The sequence below is a fragment of the Streptomyces sp. NPDC024632 genome, assembly GCF_055559175.1.
The window spans coordinates 35,174-52,018 of sequence record NZ_JBVHLD010000011.1 but is presented as its reverse complement, the minus strand read 5'-3'; the positions used below and the strand labels follow the sequence as shown (position 1 = coordinate 52,018).

General features: G+C 72.2%; 15 protein-coding genes. 10 read left to right on the top strand and 5 right to left on the bottom strand.

From position 1 onward, the window contains the following. Positions 1-963, bottom strand: coding sequence for a trypsin-like peptidase domain-containing protein (locus ACZ37P_RS23095; protein WP_467348411.1), 963 nt, complete (start codon positions 961-963; stop codon positions 1-3). Further along, on the bottom strand, positions 960-1,484 hold the full coding sequence (locus ACZ37P_RS23090) for a CU044_2847 family protein (protein ID WP_467348410.1): 525 nt from the start codon (positions 1,482-1,484) through the stop codon (positions 960-962). Before ACZ37P_RS23090 ends, ACZ37P_RS23095 begins: the two co-directional genes overlap by 4 nt. A gap of 448 nt (positions 1,485-1,932) precedes the next feature. Here ACZ37P_RS23090 and ACZ37P_RS23085 point away from each other — a divergent pair, with 448 nt between their 5' ends. The 8 genes from ACZ37P_RS23085 (at position 1,933) to ACZ37P_RS23050 (ending at position 12,819) form a co-directional block, all read left to right on the top strand. Further along, positions 1,933-3,393: an aldehyde dehydrogenase family protein gene (locus ACZ37P_RS23085; protein ID WP_467348409.1), complete on the top strand. Its 1,461-nt coding sequence runs from the start codon at positions 1,933-1,935 to the stop codon at positions 3,391-3,393. Between the two features lie 185 nt (positions 3,394-3,578). After that, a complete protein-coding gene (locus tag ACZ37P_RS23080; protein WP_401723043.1) occupies positions 3,579-5,519 on the top strand; it encodes an acyl-CoA dehydrogenase family protein in 1,941 nt (646 codons plus the stop codon). Between the two features lie 29 nt (positions 5,520-5,548). Then, on the top strand, positions 5,549-6,859 hold the full coding sequence (gene dxr / locus ACZ37P_RS23075) for a 1-deoxy-D-xylulose-5-phosphate reductoisomerase (protein WP_355346589.1): 1,311 nt from the start codon (positions 5,549-5,551) through the stop codon (positions 6,857-6,859). After that, positions 6,856-8,172 carry a M50 family metallopeptidase gene (locus tag ACZ37P_RS23070; RefSeq protein ID WP_391050317.1) on the top strand — a complete coding sequence of 439 codons (1,317 nt, stop codon included), beginning with the start codon at positions 6,856-6,858 and terminating at the stop codon, positions 8,170-8,172. The genes dxr and ACZ37P_RS23070 overlap by 4 nt, the downstream gene beginning before the upstream one ends. 100 nt (positions 8,173-8,272) lie before the next feature. Next, positions 8,273-9,427 carry a flavodoxin-dependent (E)-4-hydroxy-3-methylbut-2-enyl-diphosphate synthase gene (gene ispG, locus ACZ37P_RS23065; RefSeq protein ID WP_391050316.1) on the top strand — a complete coding sequence of 385 codons (1,155 nt, stop codon included), beginning with the start codon at positions 8,273-8,275 and terminating at the stop codon, positions 9,425-9,427. A 172-nt stretch (positions 9,428-9,599) separates the two neighbouring features. Further along, complete coding sequence (locus ACZ37P_RS23060) at positions 9,600-10,445, top strand: GNAT family N-acetyltransferase (protein ID WP_401306076.1); 846 nt, start codon at positions 9,600-9,602, stop codon at positions 10,443-10,445. A 43-nt stretch (positions 10,446-10,488) separates the two neighbouring features. Beyond that, a complete protein-coding gene (locus ACZ37P_RS23055) occupies positions 10,489-11,022 on the top strand; it encodes a GNAT family N-acetyltransferase (protein WP_355350329.1) in 534 nt (177 codons plus the stop codon). Positions 11,023-11,121: 99 nt separating this feature from the next. Then, positions 11,122-12,819, top strand: coding sequence for a proline--tRNA ligase (locus ACZ37P_RS23050; RefSeq protein ID WP_401306074.1), 1,698 nt, complete (start codon positions 11,122-11,124; stop codon positions 12,817-12,819). A 292-nt stretch (positions 12,820-13,111) separates the two neighbouring features. Here ACZ37P_RS23050 and ACZ37P_RS23045 read toward each other — a convergent pair whose 3' ends face one another. The 3 genes from ACZ37P_RS23045 to ACZ37P_RS23035 are packed head-to-tail and all read right to left on the bottom strand — an operon-like array spanning position 13,112 to position 15,061. Continuing rightward, a complete protein-coding gene (locus ACZ37P_RS23045) occupies positions 13,112-14,056 on the bottom strand; it encodes an aminoglycoside phosphotransferase family protein (RefSeq protein WP_355350323.1) in 945 nt (314 codons plus the stop codon). A gap of 43 nt (positions 14,057-14,099) precedes the next feature. Beyond that, a complete protein-coding gene (locus tag ACZ37P_RS23040) occupies positions 14,100-14,519 on the bottom strand; it encodes a ferritin-like domain-containing protein (protein WP_467348404.1) in 420 nt (139 codons plus the stop codon). Next, a complete protein-coding gene (locus tag ACZ37P_RS23035) occupies positions 14,516-15,061 on the bottom strand; it encodes a hypothetical protein (RefSeq protein ID WP_391050313.1) in 546 nt (181 codons plus the stop codon). The genes ACZ37P_RS23040 and ACZ37P_RS23035 overlap by 4 nt, the downstream gene beginning before the upstream one ends. 147 nt (positions 15,062-15,208) lie before the next feature. Here ACZ37P_RS23035 and rimP point away from each other — a divergent pair, with 147 nt between their 5' ends. Together rimP and nusA are read left to right on the top strand one after the other, a co-directional pair. Next, on the top strand, positions 15,209-15,775 hold the full coding sequence (rimP, locus tag ACZ37P_RS23030; RefSeq protein WP_355350314.1) for a ribosome maturation factor RimP: 567 nt from the start codon (positions 15,209-15,211) through the stop codon (positions 15,773-15,775). 2 nt (positions 15,776-15,777) lie between these two features. Continuing rightward, positions 15,778-16,764, top strand: coding sequence for a transcription termination factor NusA (gene nusA, locus ACZ37P_RS23025; protein WP_188279440.1), 987 nt, complete (start codon positions 15,778-15,780; stop codon positions 16,762-16,764). The last annotated feature ends 81 nt before the right edge of the window (positions 16,765-16,845 follow it).

Here is a 16,845-nt window from a genome sequence, read left to right as displayed (position 1 = left end):
CTACGCGTCCCCCCAGCCGCCGATCGCCCGCCCGACCAGGTCGCGCAGCCGCTCCAGGGCCCGGTCGTCCGGCACGATCTCCTCCATCGCCGTGAACAGGGCACGCCACGCGGCCCCCTCGTCCCGGAACCGGCGGCAGCTCAGCACCAGCCGGAAGAGGTGGTCCCGGCGGCCCGGCCGCTCCTCCACCTCGAAGGAGTACGGCAGGCCGAGGTGGTCGCCCATCCGGTCGAGCAGGTCGTAGCGGTTGTCCGCGCGTCCCAGAGAGGGGAACGCCAGCAGGGCGTCGACCAGTTCCATGTCGGTGGGCGGCGGGCCGGGCGCGGCGGCCGTCGCGGCGGAGCCGGCCGGGGCGTCGGCGATACCGAGGAGGCCGCGCAGGGCCGAGACCGGGGTGCACCAGCCGCCCCGGTCGTCCCGGTACGAGCGGCTGCCCTTCACCACACCGACCACGAGACCGGCCCGGTCGAGCAGCATGCTGCCGCTGAAGCCCTCGCGGACGCCGTCGCCCAGCACCCGGAAGAAGTCGCCTGATCTGGCTCCTGTGCGCAGCGCGAGCGAGTCCGGCTGGACACCGGGGGAGGGGGTGAACTCCGAGTAGCCGAGCGCCGTCACCTCGGTGCCCGGCTCGGGGTCGCTGGTCGCGAGCGACGCGACGGGGTGCCCGGACCACCCGGCCACGGTCAGCAGCGCCAGGTCCGGATACGGGTGGAAGCGCCCGCCGTCGCTGTGCGGAGGCACCGCCCGTACGCCGTCCGCCGCCACGGGACCACCGCCGGACGGGTGACGTACGACGATTCCGGCCGCTCCGGCCACCACGTGCGCGGCCGTGACGACGAGCCCGTCCCGTACGAGGAAGCCGCTGCCCCGGAAGGTCCCGCCGATCTCCAGCCACACCGCGCGTAAGTGCGCCTCGCCGCCAAGCGGCCCGGCGCCCCACCAGGCGACGGCCCCAGCGCTCACGGCTGTCCGCCGGACCCGGAGCCCGTGTCCCCGGCCGGGCCGGTCCCGTCCGCGGCGGCTCCGACCACCGCCGTGACGGCCGCCCCAGCCGCCACGGCCGCCTCAGCCGCTTCCGCGCGGGCTCTGCGCGCCGCCAGGTCCCAGGAGAGCCGTACGGTCAGGCTGGCCTCGCTGCCCGCCTCCGCGATGATCCCGAAGAGCTGGCCGGACTTCACGGCCAGATTGAGGCCGAATTCGACCTCGAAGGCGTCGGGGGAACCGGCGGCGCCGCCCTCCGTCACCGTTTCGGCCGCCCAGCGGCCGACACTGCGGACGGTGTCGCGCACCTGGCCGAGGCTCAGGGCGACGGCCGAGCCCAGCGCGGCGGCGCGGCGGCCGACGTCGACACCGACGTCGCCGTACGCGTCGGCGCCGCCCGCGCCGGAGGCGGCCTCACCGGGCTGCCGGAAGGTGAGGTCGCCGATGACCTCGGCCTCCACCGTCGAGCCGTCGCCCAGGTCGATCGTCACGGTCTCCGTCATGGTGTTCCCTCCCCGTCCCGCCAGCAGGATAGAGGCGCCCGAGGGCACGCCGTGCGGCTTTCCCCACCTGCCCCCCCGACCGAAGCCGCTGCCGCCGACCGGCCGTACCCCGGCCCTCCTGGGGCCGTACCCGACGCCGTCCGCCCGCGCGGCCCCTGGCCGGAGACTCACCAGCCGCCGCCGAAAGCTTCCCGTCGCCCCGCCGGGCCGCTGCCGAACGCGGCCGGTCCCCATAAGCCCGGCCCCTGCCGTCCCCGGCACCGCCGCCGCCGGCCCCCGGCGGTCCACGTAAGCCCGGACCCCCTCGCAGCGCCGGGCCATTCCGGCCATTACGGCGCGCGTCAGTGGGCACGTACTACGTCGTGGACAACGTGCGGTGTCCGCGGGCGCGCCTACCGTGAGAGACGGGACGGCAGCACAATCGAACTTCTGAAGGGCGGGACCCACCGTGACAACGACAGGCGCAGCCGCGTACGCGTTCTGGCTGGCGGGCCGTGAGGCCACCGGTACGGACACCTTCGATGTGACCAGCCCGTGGGACGGCGCGGCGGTCGGCCGGGTGAGCGTGCCGACGGACGCCCAGGTCGAGGAGGCGGTGGCGGCGGCAGCGGCGGCGCAGGACGCGTTCTCGGCGACGCCCGCCCATGTGCGCGCGGCGGCGCTCGACCACGTGTCGAAGCGGCTCGCGGAGCGGTCGGAGGAGGTCGCCCGGCTGATCACGGCGGAGAACGGCAAGCCGATGAAATGGTCGCGCGGCGAGGTCGGCCGCGCCGTGTCCGTCTTCCGCTGGGCCGCGGAGGAGGCCCGCCGCTTCAACAGCGGCGAGGCGCAGCGGCTGGACACCGACGCCGGCGGCATCGGGCGGCTCGCGCTGACCCGCCGCTTCAGCCGCGGCCCGGTGCTGGGCATCGCGCCGTTCAACTTCCCGCTCAACCTGGTGGCCCACAAGATCGCCCCGGCCATCGCGGTCGGCACGCCGATCATCCTCAAGCCCGCCCCCGCGACCCCGCTGTCCGCGCTGCTGCTCGGCGAACTCCTCGCCGAGACCACCGGCCTGCCCGAGGGCGCCTGGAGCGTGCTGCCGGTGGCGAACGACCGGATGTCCTCGCTGGTCCAGGACCCGCGGCTGCCGGTGATCTCCTTCACCGGCTCCGACACCGTCGGCTACCAGATCATGGACTCCGTGCCGCGCAAGCACGTCACCCTCGAACTCGGCGGCAACGCCGCCGCCGTCGTCCTCGCCGACTGGTCGTCCGAGGCCGACCTGGACTGGGCGGCGAGCCGGATCGCCACCTTCGCCAACTACCAGGCGGGCCAGTCCTGCATCTCGGTGCAGCGCGTCATCGCCGACACCGCCGTCTACGACGCGCTCGCCGAGAAGATCGTCGCCAAGGTGCGCGCGCAGGCGGTCGGCGACCCCGCCGACGACGCGACCGACGTCGGTCCGCTGGTCAGCGAGGCCGCCGCCGAGCGCGTCGCCTCCTGGGTCGACGACGCCGTCGGCAAGGGCGCCAAGCTGCTGACCGGCGGGGTGCGGGACGGCGCGAGCTACGCCCCGACCGTCCTGGCCGACCTGCCCGCCGACGCCGTCCTCGCCTCGGCCGAGGCATTCGGCCCCGTCCTGTCGCTGCACCGGGTGAACGGCACCGACGAGGCTTTCGCCGCCGTCAACGACTCCCGCTTCGGCCTCCAGAGCGGCGTGTTCACCCACGACCTCCAGGCCGCCTTCCGCGCCCACCGCGAACTGGAGGTCGGCGGCGTCATCATCGGCGACGCGCCCTCCTACCGCGCCGACCAGATGCCGTACGGCGGTGTGAAGGACTCCGGCACCGGGCGCGAAGGCGTCAAGTACGCGATGGACGACTACACGTACGAGCGCGTGCTGGTCCTCACCGGCCTGGACCTTTAAACACAGGACCTCCAGACACGGAACCTCCAGGCGCGGGACCTCCAGACACGGGACCTCCAGGCACCGGCCTCCGGGGCCCGAGGGATTCGGCCGACCTCGCGCCGCGGATGGTCGGGTCGGCCGGATTCGGGTAGTACGGACAAGTAGCACCGGTTGGTAACCGGCTACCCGGAGGTGACGCAACCGTGTCCGCACCCACCGCACGCAAGGTCTCGGAGCGCGAAGCACGTCAGGTGGCGGAGGCCGCCAGAGAACAGGACTGGCGCAAGCCCAGCTTCGCCAAGGAACTGTTCCTCGGCCGCTTCCGCCTCGACCTGATCCACCCCCACCCGCTGCCCGCGGCCGAGGCGGTGGAGAAGGGCGAGGCGTTCCTCGACCTGCTCAAGGGTTTCTGCGAGACGAAGGTCGACGGCGCCAGGATCGAGCGCGAGGCGCGGATTCCCGACGAGACGATCGCGGGCCTGAAGGAAATCGGCGCCTTCGGGATGAAGATCGACACCGCGTACGGCGGCCTCGGCCTCACCCAGGTGTACTACAACAAGGCGCTGGCCCTCGCCGGTTCCGCGAGCCCCGCGATCGGCGCGCTGCTGTCGGCCCATCAGTCGATCGGCGTACCGCAGCCGCTGAAGATGTTCGGCACGCGGGAGCAGAAGGAGAAGTTCCTGCCGCGCTGCGCCCGTACCGACATCAGCGCCTTCCTGCTCACCGAGCCCGACGTCGGCTCCGACCCGGCGCGGCTGGCCACCAGCGCGGTCCGCGACGGCGACGACTACGTACTCGACGGCGTGAAGCTGTGGACCACCAACGGCGTCATCGCCGACCTGCTCGTCGTCATGGCCCGGGTGCCGAAGCCGGACGGCGGCGCCGACACCTACGAGGACCACAGGGGCGGCATCACCGCCTTCGTCGTGGAGGCCGACTCCCCGGGCATCACCGTGGAGAACCGCAACGCCTTCATGGGCCTGCGCGGTCTGGAGAACGGCGTCACCCGCTTCCACCAGGTCCGGGTCCCGGCAGCGAACCGGATCGGCGCCGAGGGCGCGGGCCTGAAGATCGCGCTGACCACCCTGAACACCGGCCGCCTGTCACTGCCCGCCATGTGCGCGGGCGCGGGCAAGTGGTGCCTGAAGATCGCCCGCGAGTGGTCGGCCGCCCGTGAGCAGTGGGGCAAGCCGATCGCCGAGCACGAGGCCGTCGGCGCGAAGATCGCGTACATCGCCGCCACCACCTTCGCGCTCGAAGCCGTACTGGACCTGTCGTCCCAGATGGCGGACGAGGACCGCAACGACATCCGGATCGAGGCCGCGCTGGCCAAGCTCTTCGGCTCGGAGGCCGCCTGGCTGATGGCCGACGAACTGGTGCAGATCCGCGGCGGGCGCGGCTTCGAGACCGCCGACTCGCTGGCCGCCCGCGGCGAGCGCGCCGTCCCGGCCGAGCAGATGCTCCGTGACCTGCGGATCAACCGGATCTTCGAGGGCTCCACCGAGATCATGCACCTGCTGATCGCCCGCGAGGCCGTCGACGCCCACCTGTCCGTGGCGGGCGACCTCATCGACCCCGACACCACCCTGGGCGACAAGGCCAAGGCGGGCGCCAAGGCAGGCGGCTTCTACGCCCGCTGGCTGCCCAAACTCGTCGCGGGCCCGGGCCAGCTCCCCCACGCGTACGCCGAATTCGGGCCGCTCGCCGGACACCTGCGGTACGTGGAGCGCAGCGCGCGCAAGCTGGCCCGCTGCACCTTCTACGCGATGTCGCGCTGGCAGGGCCGGATGGAGACCAAGCAGAACTTCCTCGCCCGGATCGTCGACATCGGCGCGGAACTCTTCGCGATGAGCGCCGCCTGCGTCCGCGCCCAGCACCTTGCCGCGACCGGCGACCACGGCCGGGAGGCCCGCCGTCTGGCCGACGCCTTCTGCCACCAGTCGCGCATCCGCACCGAGGAGCTGTTCGCCCGGCTGTGGACCAACACCGACAGCACCGACCGCCGCCTCACCCGCTCCGTGCTCAACGGCGACCTCACCTGGCTGGAAGCCGGAATCGTCGACGCCAGCCGCGAGGGCCCGTGGATCGCGGAGGCCGAGCCCGGCCCGTCGCGGGCGGACAACGTCCGCCGACCGGTGCACTGACAGCCGCCACGGCAGGACAGAATGGCCCCATGACGGACGCTCTCGCAGACCCGCACTACCGCCCGTACACGACCGGAGAGGCGGCGGCCGGCGGCCGACGGGACATCGTGATCCTCGGCTCGACCGGCTCTGTCGGCACCCAGGCCATCGACGTGGTGCTCCGCAACCCGGACCGCTTCCGCGTCGTGGCCATCTCCGCCGCGGGCAGCCGCGCGGAACTGCTCGCCGAACAGGCGCACCAGCTTCAGGTGCATACGGTCGCGGTCGCGGACGAGGCCGCCGTGGAGCCGCTGCGACAGGCCCTGACCAGGCACTTCGGCCCCGGCAACGGGCCGGAGCTGCTGGTCGGCCCGGAAGCCGCCACCCAGGCCGCGACCCTGGAGTGCCACGCGGTGCTCAACGGCATCACCGGCTCGATCGGCCTGCGGCCCACGCTGGCGGCGCTGGAGGCCGACCGGGTGCTGATCCTCGCCAACAAGGAGTCGCTGATCGTCGGCGGCCCCCTGGTGAAGGCCGTCGCGAAGCCCGGCCAGATCGTGCCCGTCGACTCCGAGCACTCCGCGCTCTTCCAGGCGATGCTCGGCGGCAGCCGCGCCGAGGTCCGCAAGCTCGTCGTCACCGCCTCCGGCGGCCCCTTCCGCGGCCGTACCCGCGAGGAGCTGGCCGACGTCAAGCCCGCCGACGCCCTCGCGCACCCCACCTGGGACATGGGCCCGGTGATCACCATCAACTCCGCGACCCTGGTCAACAAGGGCCTTGAGGTCATCGAGGCGCACCTGCTCTACGACATCCCGTTCGAGCGGATCGAGGTCGTCGTCCACCCCCAGTCCTACATTCACTCGATGGTGGAATTCGTGGACGGATCGACGCTCGCCCAGGCCAGCCCGCCCGACATGCGGATGCCGATCGCGCTGGGTCTCGGCTGGCCGGACCGGGTCCCGGACGCCGCACCCGCCTTCGACTGGTCGAAAGCCTCGACATGGGAATTCTTCCCGCTCGACGACGACGCGTTCCCGTCCGTCGCATTGGCGCGACATGTGGGTAGCCTCGGAGGCACCGCGCCCGCGGTGTTCAACGCGGCCAACGAGGAGTGCGTCGACGCCTTCCTCGCCGGCCGGCTGCCGTTCACCGGGATCGTGGACACCGTCGCGAAGGTCGTCGAGGAACACGGCGTGCCCGGGACGGGAACTCGACTGACCGTCGAGGACGTCCTCGAAGCGGAGGCGTGGGCCCGTGCCCGTGCCAGGGAACTCGCGAACGTGAACGGGAACAACGGGAGTGCGGACGTGAACGGGAACGTGAACACGAGCGCGTCGACATCGGAGGCAGCAGGCGTATGACCGCTCTCATGACGGTCCTCGGCATAGTGGTCTTCGCCGTGGGCCTGATGGTCTCCATCGCCTGGCACGAGCTGGGCCACCTCTCCACGGCCAAGCTCTTCAAGATCCGCGTGCCGCAGTACATGGTCGGCTTCGGCCCGACGATCTGGTCCCGGCACAAGGGCGAGACCGAGTACGGCTTCAAGGCCGTGCCGCTCGGCGGCTACATCCGCATGATCGGGATGTTCCCGCCGGGGGCGGACGGCAAGGTCTCCGCCCGGTCGACCTCGCCGTGGCGCAGCATGATCGAGGACGCCCGCTCGGCGGCGTACGAGGAGCTCCAGCCCGGCGACGAGACGCGGATGTTCTACACGCGCAAGCCGTGGAAGCGCGTCATCGTGATGTTCGCCGGACCGTTCATGAACCTGATCCTGGCCGTCGCGCTGTTCCTCGGCGTGTTCATGGGCTTCGGCATCAGCATGCGCACCACCGTGGTCAGCCAGGTCAGCGACTGTGTGATCTCGCAGGCGGACACCGCCAAGCGCGACGTGAACAACCCGTGCCTGCCCTCCGACCCGGTCGCGCCCGCCAAGACCGCGGGCTTCAAGGCCGGCGACAAGATCGTGGAGTTCAACGGCCACCCGGTCGGCGACTGGAACGCCCTGTCCAAGGACATCCGCGACGGCATCGGCCCGGCCAGCGTCGTCGTGGTCCGCGACGGACAGCGGCTCACCCTGCACCCCACGATCACCACCAACACCGTCGCCAAGACCGACAGCGACGGCAACTACGTGGACGGCACGGTCAAGGCGGGCTTCCTCGGCTTCAGCCCGGCCAGCCACATCCAGCCGCTGGGCTTCACCGATTCCGTGAACCACATGGGCGATATGGCCAAACAGGGCGTGAATTCTCTGATCAGCCTGCCCAAGCGGATTCCCGACCTGTGGAACGCGGCCTTCAACGGCGCGCAGCGCAAGCCGGACTCCCCGATGGGCGTCGTCGGCGCCGCCCGCGTCGGCGGCGAGGTCTTCGCGCTCCAGGAGCCCGCCATCAACCGCGTCATGACCATGGTCATGCTCGTCGGCGGCTTCAACCTCTCGCTGTTCCTGTTCAACATGCTCCCGCTGCTGCCGCTGGACGGCGGCCACATCGCGGGCGCGCTGTGGGAGTCCGTCCGGCGCAAGGCCGCCAAGGTCTTCCGCAAGCCGGACCCCGGCCCCTTCGACGTCGCCAAGCTCATGCCGATCGCCTATGTCGTGGCCGGAATCTTTGTGTCCTTCACCTTGCTTGTCCTGATCGCCGACGTGGTCAACCCCGTCAAACTGAGTTCGTAATGGGATGAGGGGCGTGTGGGTCGTGGGCGGGGTGCCGTAACCTCGGTTATCGGAGCCCGCCCACGCGGGACCTCGATCCACACCTTGGGGATGCCACGCAATGACCGCGATTTCGCTCGGGATGCCAGATGTTCCGATCAAGCTCGCCGAACGCCGCAAGAGCCGTCAGATCCAGGTCGGGTCGGTCCCGGTGGGCGGGGACGCGCCTGTTTCCGTCCAGTCGATGACGACGACCCGTACTTCTGACATCGGTGCCACTCTTCAGCAGATCGCGGAGCTGACGGCTTCGGGCTGTCAGATCGTGCGGGTGGCGTGTCCGACGCAGGATGACGCCGACGCGCTCGCGACGATCGCGAAGAAGTCGCAGATTCCGGTGATCGCGGACATTCATTTTCAGCCGAAGTACGTGTTCGCGGCGATCGATGCCGGGTGTGCGGCGGTTCGGGTGAATCCGGGGAACATCAAGCAGTTCGACGACAAGGTGAAGGAGATCGCGCGGGCGGCTTCGGACGCGGGGACGCCGATCCGGATCGGTGTGAACGCGGGGTCGCTGGACGCGCGGCTGCTGAAGAAGTACGGGAAGGCGACGCCTGAGGCGCTGGTGGAGTCCGCGCTGTGGGAGGCGTCGCTGTTCGAGGAGCACGGCTTCCGGGACATCAAGATCTCGGTGAAGCACAACGACCCGGTCGTGATGGTCAACGCGTACCGGCTGCTGGCCGCCCAGTCGGACTATCCGCTGCATCTGGGTGTGACGGAGGCGGGTCCGGCGTTCCAGGGGACGATCAAGTCCGCTGTGGCGTTCGGCGCTCTGCTGTCGGAGGGTATCGGGGACACGATCCGGGTGTCGCTGTCGGCTCCTCCGGCGGAGGAGGTCAAGGTCGGGATCCAGATTCTGGAGTCGTTGAATCTGCGGCAGCGGCGGCTGGAGATCGTGTCGTGTCCGTCGTGCGGGCGTGCGCAGGTGGATGTGTACAAGCTCGCGGACCAGGTGTCGGCGGGTCTTGACGGTATGGAGGTCCCGCTGCGGGTCGCGGTGATGGGCTGTGTCGTCAACGGTCCGGGTGAGGCCCGTGAGGCTGATCTGGGTGTGGCGTCGGGCAATGGCAAGGGTCAGATCTTCGTCAAGGGTGAGGTCATCAAGACCGTGCCGGAGTCGAAGATCGTCGAGACGCTGATCGAAGAGGCGATGAAACTCGCCGAGCAGATGGAGGCCGACGGCACCATGTCAGGCGAACCGCAGGTGAGCGTCTCCTGACTGCCGAGCAGCCCGCGCGACCGGCCGCCGGGCCACGCCCGAGCCCCGCGCCCGCCGCCCACCGGTGGCCGGACGCGGGGCGCGGCACGGCCCCGCGCGGTAAAGTGCGCAGATCATCCCAAGCCTGCTGCTCAAGCCAAGCCTGCTGCGGCCCGTACGGTGAGGCACCCACGTGTTGACCACATCGACTGCCAAGGTCCTCGAACCGGGCGACCTCGACGCCGCCCTCGCCGTACTCAACCGCGACCCGGTGGCCAACGCCTTCGTCACCTCCCGGGTCAATGTCGCCGGGCTCGACCCCTGGCGGCTCGGCGGCGAGATGTGGGGCTGGTACAGCGGCGGCAGACTCACCTCGCTCTGTTACGCGGGCGCCAACCTCGTACCGCTGTGCGCCACTCCCGAGGCCATCCGCGCCTTCGCCGAGCGCGCCCGCCGGGCCGGCCGCCGCTGCTCCTCGATCGTCGGCCCCGCGGAACCCACCGCCGACCTGTGGGCGCTCCTCGAACCCCACTGGGGCCCGGCCCGCGAGGTCCGCTCCCACCAGCCGCTGATGACCACCCGCGCGCTGCCCGCCGACATCACGCCCGACCCGCTGGTCCGCCGCGTCCGGCGCGACGAGATGGACGTGATCATGCCCGCGTGCGTGGCCATGTTCACCGAGGAGGTCGGCGTCTCCCCGCTCGCGGGCGACGGCGGCCTGCTCTACCAGGCCCGCGTCGCCGAACTGGTCTCCACCGGACGGGCCTTCGCCCGCATCGAGGACGGCCGGGTCGTCTTCAAGGCCGAGATCGGCGCCGTCACCCGGCACACCTGCCAGATCCAGGGCGTCTGGGTCGCCCCCGAACACCGCGGCAAGGGCCTGTCGGAGACCGGCATGGCCGCCGTCCTGCACTACGCCTTGCGCGATGTCGCCCCGGTCGCCAGCCTCTACGTCAACGACTTCAACGCCCCCGCGCGGGCCGCCTACCAGCGGGTCGGATTCTCCGAAGTCGGCGCGTTCATGAGTGTGTTGTTCTGACCGCGCTCGAAGGCCGCGGGCGCTGGGGGTAGTGTCCCGGCCCATGGAGAACGTGGTGGTCGGACCTGTCGACCTCGGCGCGCGGGTCGACGAAGCCCTCGCCGTACAGGCGCTCGCCTTCGGGCTCGGCCCCGGCGAGGTCGCCATCCGGCGGCAGATCGTGCTCCGGCACCTCAACTACCCCGGTGCGCGGGCCCTCGGCGCGCAGACCGACGACGGACGGCTGGTCGGCTTCGTCTACGGGCTGCCCAACGACCGCGGCCACTGGTGGTCGAGCGTCGTCCAGCCGTACCTGCGGCAGCGCGGCACCGACGGCTGGCTCGACGACTCCTTCGTCATCACCGAACTGCACGTGCTGCCCGACTTCCAGGGCCACCGGGTCGGCCGCCGCCTGATCACCGAGATCACCGACACCGCCACCGAGCCGCGCAGCATCCTCTCCGCGATCGACGGCGACAGCCCCGCCCGCCGCCTCTACCACGCCCTCGGGTACCAGGACCTGGCCCGCCCGGTGCACTTCCCGAGCGCCGCCCGCCCCTACGCCGTGATGGGCGCGCCGCTGCCGCTGCTGCGGTAGAGCGCGGCGCGGGGCGGGCGCGTGTGGGGGAAAAGGGTTGTGCGGGCGCCCGGCGGCCCGGCTACCCTCGCCGCACCCCCGACCTTCACGGAGAACGCCATGGTCCTGCGCATGTCCCGGCTGATGCTCAAGACGCTGCGCGACGCCCCGGCCGACGCGGAGACCGCCAGCCACAAGCTGCTGGTCCGCGCCGGATACGTGCGCCGCTCGTCCGCCGGGATGTGGACCTGGCTGCCGCTCGGCAAACGCGTCCTGGACAACGTCGCCCGCGTCGTACGCGAGGAGATGGAGGCGATCGGCGGCCAGGAGGTGCTGCTGCCCGCGCTCCTGCCCCGCGAGCAGTACGCGGCCACCGGGCGCGCCGACGAGTACGGCGACCTGCTCTTCCGGCTCACCGACCGCAAGGGCGCCGACTATGTGCTCGGCCCCACCCACGAGGAGGTCTTCACGCAGATCGTGAAGGACCAGTGCACGTCCTACAAGGACCTGCCCCTGACCCTCTTCCAGATCCAGACCAAGTACCGCGACGAGGCCAGGCCCCGCTCGGGCGTGCTGCGGGGCCGCGAGTTCCAGATGAAGGACGCGTACTCCTTCGACACCGACGACGAAGGGCTCGCCGCGTCGTACCGGCTGCACCGGCAGGCGTACATCCGGATCTTCGAACGCCTCGGCTTCGACTTCCGCGTCGTCTCCGCCGTCTCCGGCGCCATGGGCGGCTCCGCCTCCGAGGAGTTCCTGGCGCCCGCCGCCGCGGGCGAGGACACCTTCGCGGACTGCCCCGCCTGCGACTACGCCGCCAATACGGAGGCGGTCACCTTCACGGCCGCGCCCGGTGACGCGGCTGCCGCTGAGCACGGCCCCGTCGAGGAGCTGGACACCCCTGACACCCCCACCATCGAATCGCTCGCCGCCCGCCTCGGCGTGCCCGCCTCCGCCACACTCAAGAACCTGCTGGTCACGGTGGACGGCGAGATCACCGCGGTCGGCGTCCCCGGCGACCGCGAGGTGGACCTCGGCAAGCTCGCGGAACACCTCGCGCCCGCAGCCGTCGCACTCGTCACCGCCGAGGACTTCGCCGACCGGCCCGATCTCGTACGCGGCTACGTCGGCCCCCAGGGCCTGGGCGTCCGCTACCTCGCCGATCCCCGGATCGCCCCCGGCACCGCGTGGGTCACCGGCGCCAACAAGCCCGGCAGGCACGCCGCCAACGTCGTCTGCGGCCGGGACTTCACCGTCGACCGCTACCTCGACGTGGTCACCGTCCGCGCCGGTGACCCCTGCCCCCGGTGCGGCACCGGGCTCCGCCTCGACCGGGCCATCGAGATCGGCCACATCTTCCAGCTCGGCCGCAAATACTCCGACGTCTTCCAGCTCGACGTCCTCGGGCGCGACGGCAAGCCCGTGCGCGTCACCATGGGCTGCTACGGCATCGGCGTCTCGCGCGCCGTCGCCGCCCTCGCCGAACAGACCGCCGACGACGCGGGGCTGTGCTGGCCCGCCGAGGTCGCCCCCGCCGACGTCCACGTCATCGCCGCGGGCAAGGCCGAACAGACCGCTCTCGCGGAGGAGGCCGCCGCCGCGCTGCACGCCGCGGGACTGCGGGTCCTCCTCGACGACCGGCCCTCCCTCTCGCCCGGCGTCAAATTCACCGACGCCGAGCTCATCGGCGTCCCCACCCTCCTCATCGCCGGCCGCCGCGCCCGCGACGCCGTCGTCGAGCTCAAGGACCGCCGCACCGGCACCCGCCGAGAGCTCCCCCTCCCCGAAGCCCTCGCCCTCCTCACCACCCCCCACTGACGGCTCGCCGCCGTGGCTGATCGCGCGGTGACGGCTCGACCCCGCCGTGCGGTCGGCGCGCCGCCGCCGTGGCTGGTCGCCCGGTTGGGGCACGACCCCGTCGTGCGGTCGGCGCGCCATCGTCGTGGCTGGTCGCGCAGTTCCCCGCGCCCCTTCGGGGCTCGAACCCGCCGTGCGGTCGGCGGTCGCGCCGGTCCCCGCACCCCTGGAAAGGCGGCTCCTTGCGCGATCAGCCCCACCCCCCCGACTCAGCCCGTCCGGCGATTGAGGACTTGCGGGGAGGGGCGGGGGGCTAGAGCCAGGAGGCGAATTCGAGGAGGAGCTCGGCGGCTTCGCGGTCGCCGACGGAGAGGTACCAGACGCCGGCCTCGACGGCACGGAAGAGGGCCCAGCCGCGAAGGCGCTCGGGCTCGACCTCAAGAGAGGCGGCGAGCTTGGCGAGCCGCCGCCGGGCCGCGGCCCGGGAACCGGGCTGGGCGGCCAGGGTCGGAAGCCGGTCACGGACCAGCCACGCGAGATCGTAGGCCCGCTCACCGACCAGCGGCTTCGGGTCGATGGCCAGCCACGCCATCCGCTCCCCGGCCAGCACATTGCCGTGGTGATAATCCCCGTGCAGCAGCACCTCCTCGGCGCCCGAGGCGACCAGCTCCGCGTGCACCGACAGCGCCTCGTCGACGAGCCCGACCGCCTCGGCCGCCCAAGGCCGCTCCCGCCGCTCGCGCAGCAGCGCCACCAACGCACCGGTGTAGTCGGCGACCGACGTGAAGGGATGCCCCTCGGCCGGCGGCACCCAGAGCCGCTGAAGAACCCCGGCGGCCTCCAGCATCGCCTTGGGCTCGGCGAGCGACCGCAGCGACACATCCGCCTGAAGCCGCTCCAGCAGCATCGCCCCCTCGCCGGGATCGGCGTCGAGGAGGCGTACGGCGCCCCGCCCGTCCCAGTGCGCGAGCGCCGCGTGCTCGTGCTCGGTCTCCCGCGTGACCATGCCGACCTTCAGCACCGCCGGCACCCCGTCCGCGGTGCGGACCAGCACGATCATGCTGATCTGGCCCCCGGCCGCGAAGACCCGCTCGACGGTCAGCCCCCACCGCTCCAGGAACCGCGCCACCCGGTCGGGGAGTTCGGCCAGCCACACCCGGCCCGCCTCGCCCTCCCAGGCCCCGACGGTGCGGACCAGCCGCTCCGGCGGCTCCAGCCGTACGCCTTCCGGCCCCCCGTGGTGCGCTGCTGAAGCCATCCCTGTGCGTTCCCTCCGTGTCGTGTGCGGCGGGGAACGGTGATCAGCTCCGTTCCGCCAACCCCGGGAAGGCTACGCTGCCACCGCGCCACCGCACGGCACGCACCGCCGCCTCGCGCATGGCGCCCGCCGCGTCCCGCCTGATGTCCCCGATCGCGGACCGCACCACGTCGCCGTAGGCGCCCGCCACCCGCTCCTCCAGATACGCCGCCAGCCGCAGCGCCGCCGCCGCGTCCGCCACCGGGAACGGCAGCTGGTAACCCGCCGCCGCCGTCACCGGCACTCCGCCCAGATCGCGCACGGTACGGCCCAGCACGTCCCGCCGCGCGCGGTGCGCGTCGTACGCCTGCCGCGCCTCGGGCCGGCGGCTCCCGCCGATCAGGCCGCCCACGACGCCGTAGCCGTACACCGCCGCGTGCTCGGCGGCCAGCGCCGCCTGCGCCGCGTCCAGCACCGCGCTCATCGCACCGCCCCCTTCGTCCCGAGCAGCGCCACGTGCCCGGCGCCCGCCGCCGCCACCGACGCGAACAGCCGGGCCGTCTCGCCCGGCACATTGAGCAGCGCCGTCGCCCGGCTGTCGGCGAGCCGCCGCTCCTCGTCCGCCAGGGACTTCAGGGCCGCGGACGGCGAGGAGGCCGGGGGAGCGGACGGCGAGGAGGCGGGGGTCGCGGCGGACGTCGCGCCGGGGGACGGCGAGCCGGTCGGTACGGGCGCCGCCCGGCCGCCGAACGCGCCCACGTGCAGGGCCACTTCGGCCCGCAGCGGCGCCAGCCGACCGGCGAGCGCCGGATACGCGGCGGCCACCGCGTCGTACCGCGCCAGCAACGCCGCGCTGTCGCGGACCGCCTGGCGCAGCGCCAGCTCGCCCGGTTCGGGCAGCGTGGCCTTGTGTCCGGCCCCGTCCGAGCCCGCTGTTCCACCACCTCCGGAACACCCGGCACTGACGACAACGGCCGCCACCGCCACCACACTCCGCCTGCTGAGCCGAGGCACGTCCGGGATCATTGGGCGAGTGTAAGGGTGCGCGGGAGGGCGCTCGGCGCCGCCTCCCGGCGGCCCGCGATGGCGCGGCGACGTGTGGAAACTCGGGTAATCTCTCCTTTACACGCGACCTTCCACCACAACAGCACACGCGGCCGAGGAGTCACCCGGATGAGCACCACCCAGAGCGAGAGGCTGCGCGGGCTGCTTGAGCCGCTCGTCGTGAGGACGGGACTGGATCTGGAAGAGGTCACGGTGACGGCCGCGGGCAAGCGGCGGCAGTTGCTGGTCGTCGTGGACTCGGACGAGGGCGTGCAGCTCGACGCGGTCGCGGCGCTGAGCCGGGAGATCTCGCAGGCGCTGGACGCCTCGGACGCGATGGGCGACGCGGAGTACGTCCTGGAGGTCACCTCGCCGGGCACCGACCGGCCGCTGACCGAGCCCCGGCACTTCCGGCGCAACAGCGGCCGGCTGGTGAAGCTCCAGCTCAAGGAGCGCGGCGAGCTGATCGCGCGGATCATGACGGTGGACGACGCGGGTCTCGACCTGGAGGTCCCCGGCGTCAAGGGCCGCAAGCCCAAGCCCGCCCGCGCGGACTTCGCCGAGATCGAGAAGGCCCGCGTGGAGGTCGAGTTCAACCGCAAGAACGCGGCCGGTGACGACGTGCACGACGAAGACGAAGACGTACACGACGTACACGAAGACGACGAGAACGACGAGAACGACGAGGAGGCGTAGCCGTGGACATCGACATGAAGGCCCTGCGGGGTCTGGTGCAGGAGAGGCAGATCTCGTTCGACCTGCTGGTCGAGGCGATCGAGTCGGCGCTCCTCATCGCGTACCACCGCGAGCCCGGCAGCCACCGCAAGGCCCGCGTGGAGCTGGACCGCACCAGCGGACACGTGACCGTATGGGCGAAGGAGGACCCGGAGGAGGTCGCCGAGGACGCCGAGCCGCGCGAGTTCGACGACACCCCGACCGGCTTCGGCCGGATCGCCGCGTCGACCGCCAAACAGGTGATCCTCCAGCGGCTGCGCGACGCCGAGGACGACATCACCTTCGGGGAGTACGCGGGCCGCGAGGGCGACATCGTCTCCGGCCTGGTCCAGCAGGGCAAGGACCCGAAGAACGTGCTGGTCGACATCGGCAAGCTGGAGGCGATCCTGCCGGTCCAGGAGCAGGTGCCCGGCGAGGACTACCGGCACGGCACCCGGCTGCGGGCGTACGTGGTCCGGGTCGCCAAGGGCGTACGCGGCCCGTCGGTGACCCTGTCGCGGACCCACCCCAACCTGGTGAAGAAGCTCTTCGCGATGGAGGTCCCGGAGATCGCGGACGGCTCGGTGCTGATCGAGGCCATCGCCCGCGAGGCCGGACACCGTACGAAGATCGCGGTCCGCTCGACCCGCTCGGGGCTGAACGCCAAGGGCGCCTGCATCGGCCCGATGGGCGCGCGGGTACGGGCCGTGATGGCCGAGCTGAACAGCGAGAAGATCGACATCGTCGACTGGTCGGACGACCCGGCCGAGATGGTGGCGAACGCGCTGTCCCCGGCCCGCGTCTCCAAGGTCGAGGTGGTCGACGCCGGTGCCAGGTCGGCGCGGGTGACCGTGCCCGACTACCAGCTCTCGCTCGCCATCGGCAAGGAGGGGCAGAACGCCCGCCTGGCCGCCCGGCTGACCGGCTGGCGGATCGACATCCGCCCGGACACCGAGCAGCCGCAGAGCTGAGGGCCGGGCCCGGAACACGGACCGAAAGCGGTCGGCGGCGGGCGATGCATGCCCTCCGCCGACGGCGGGCAGGAAACGAAC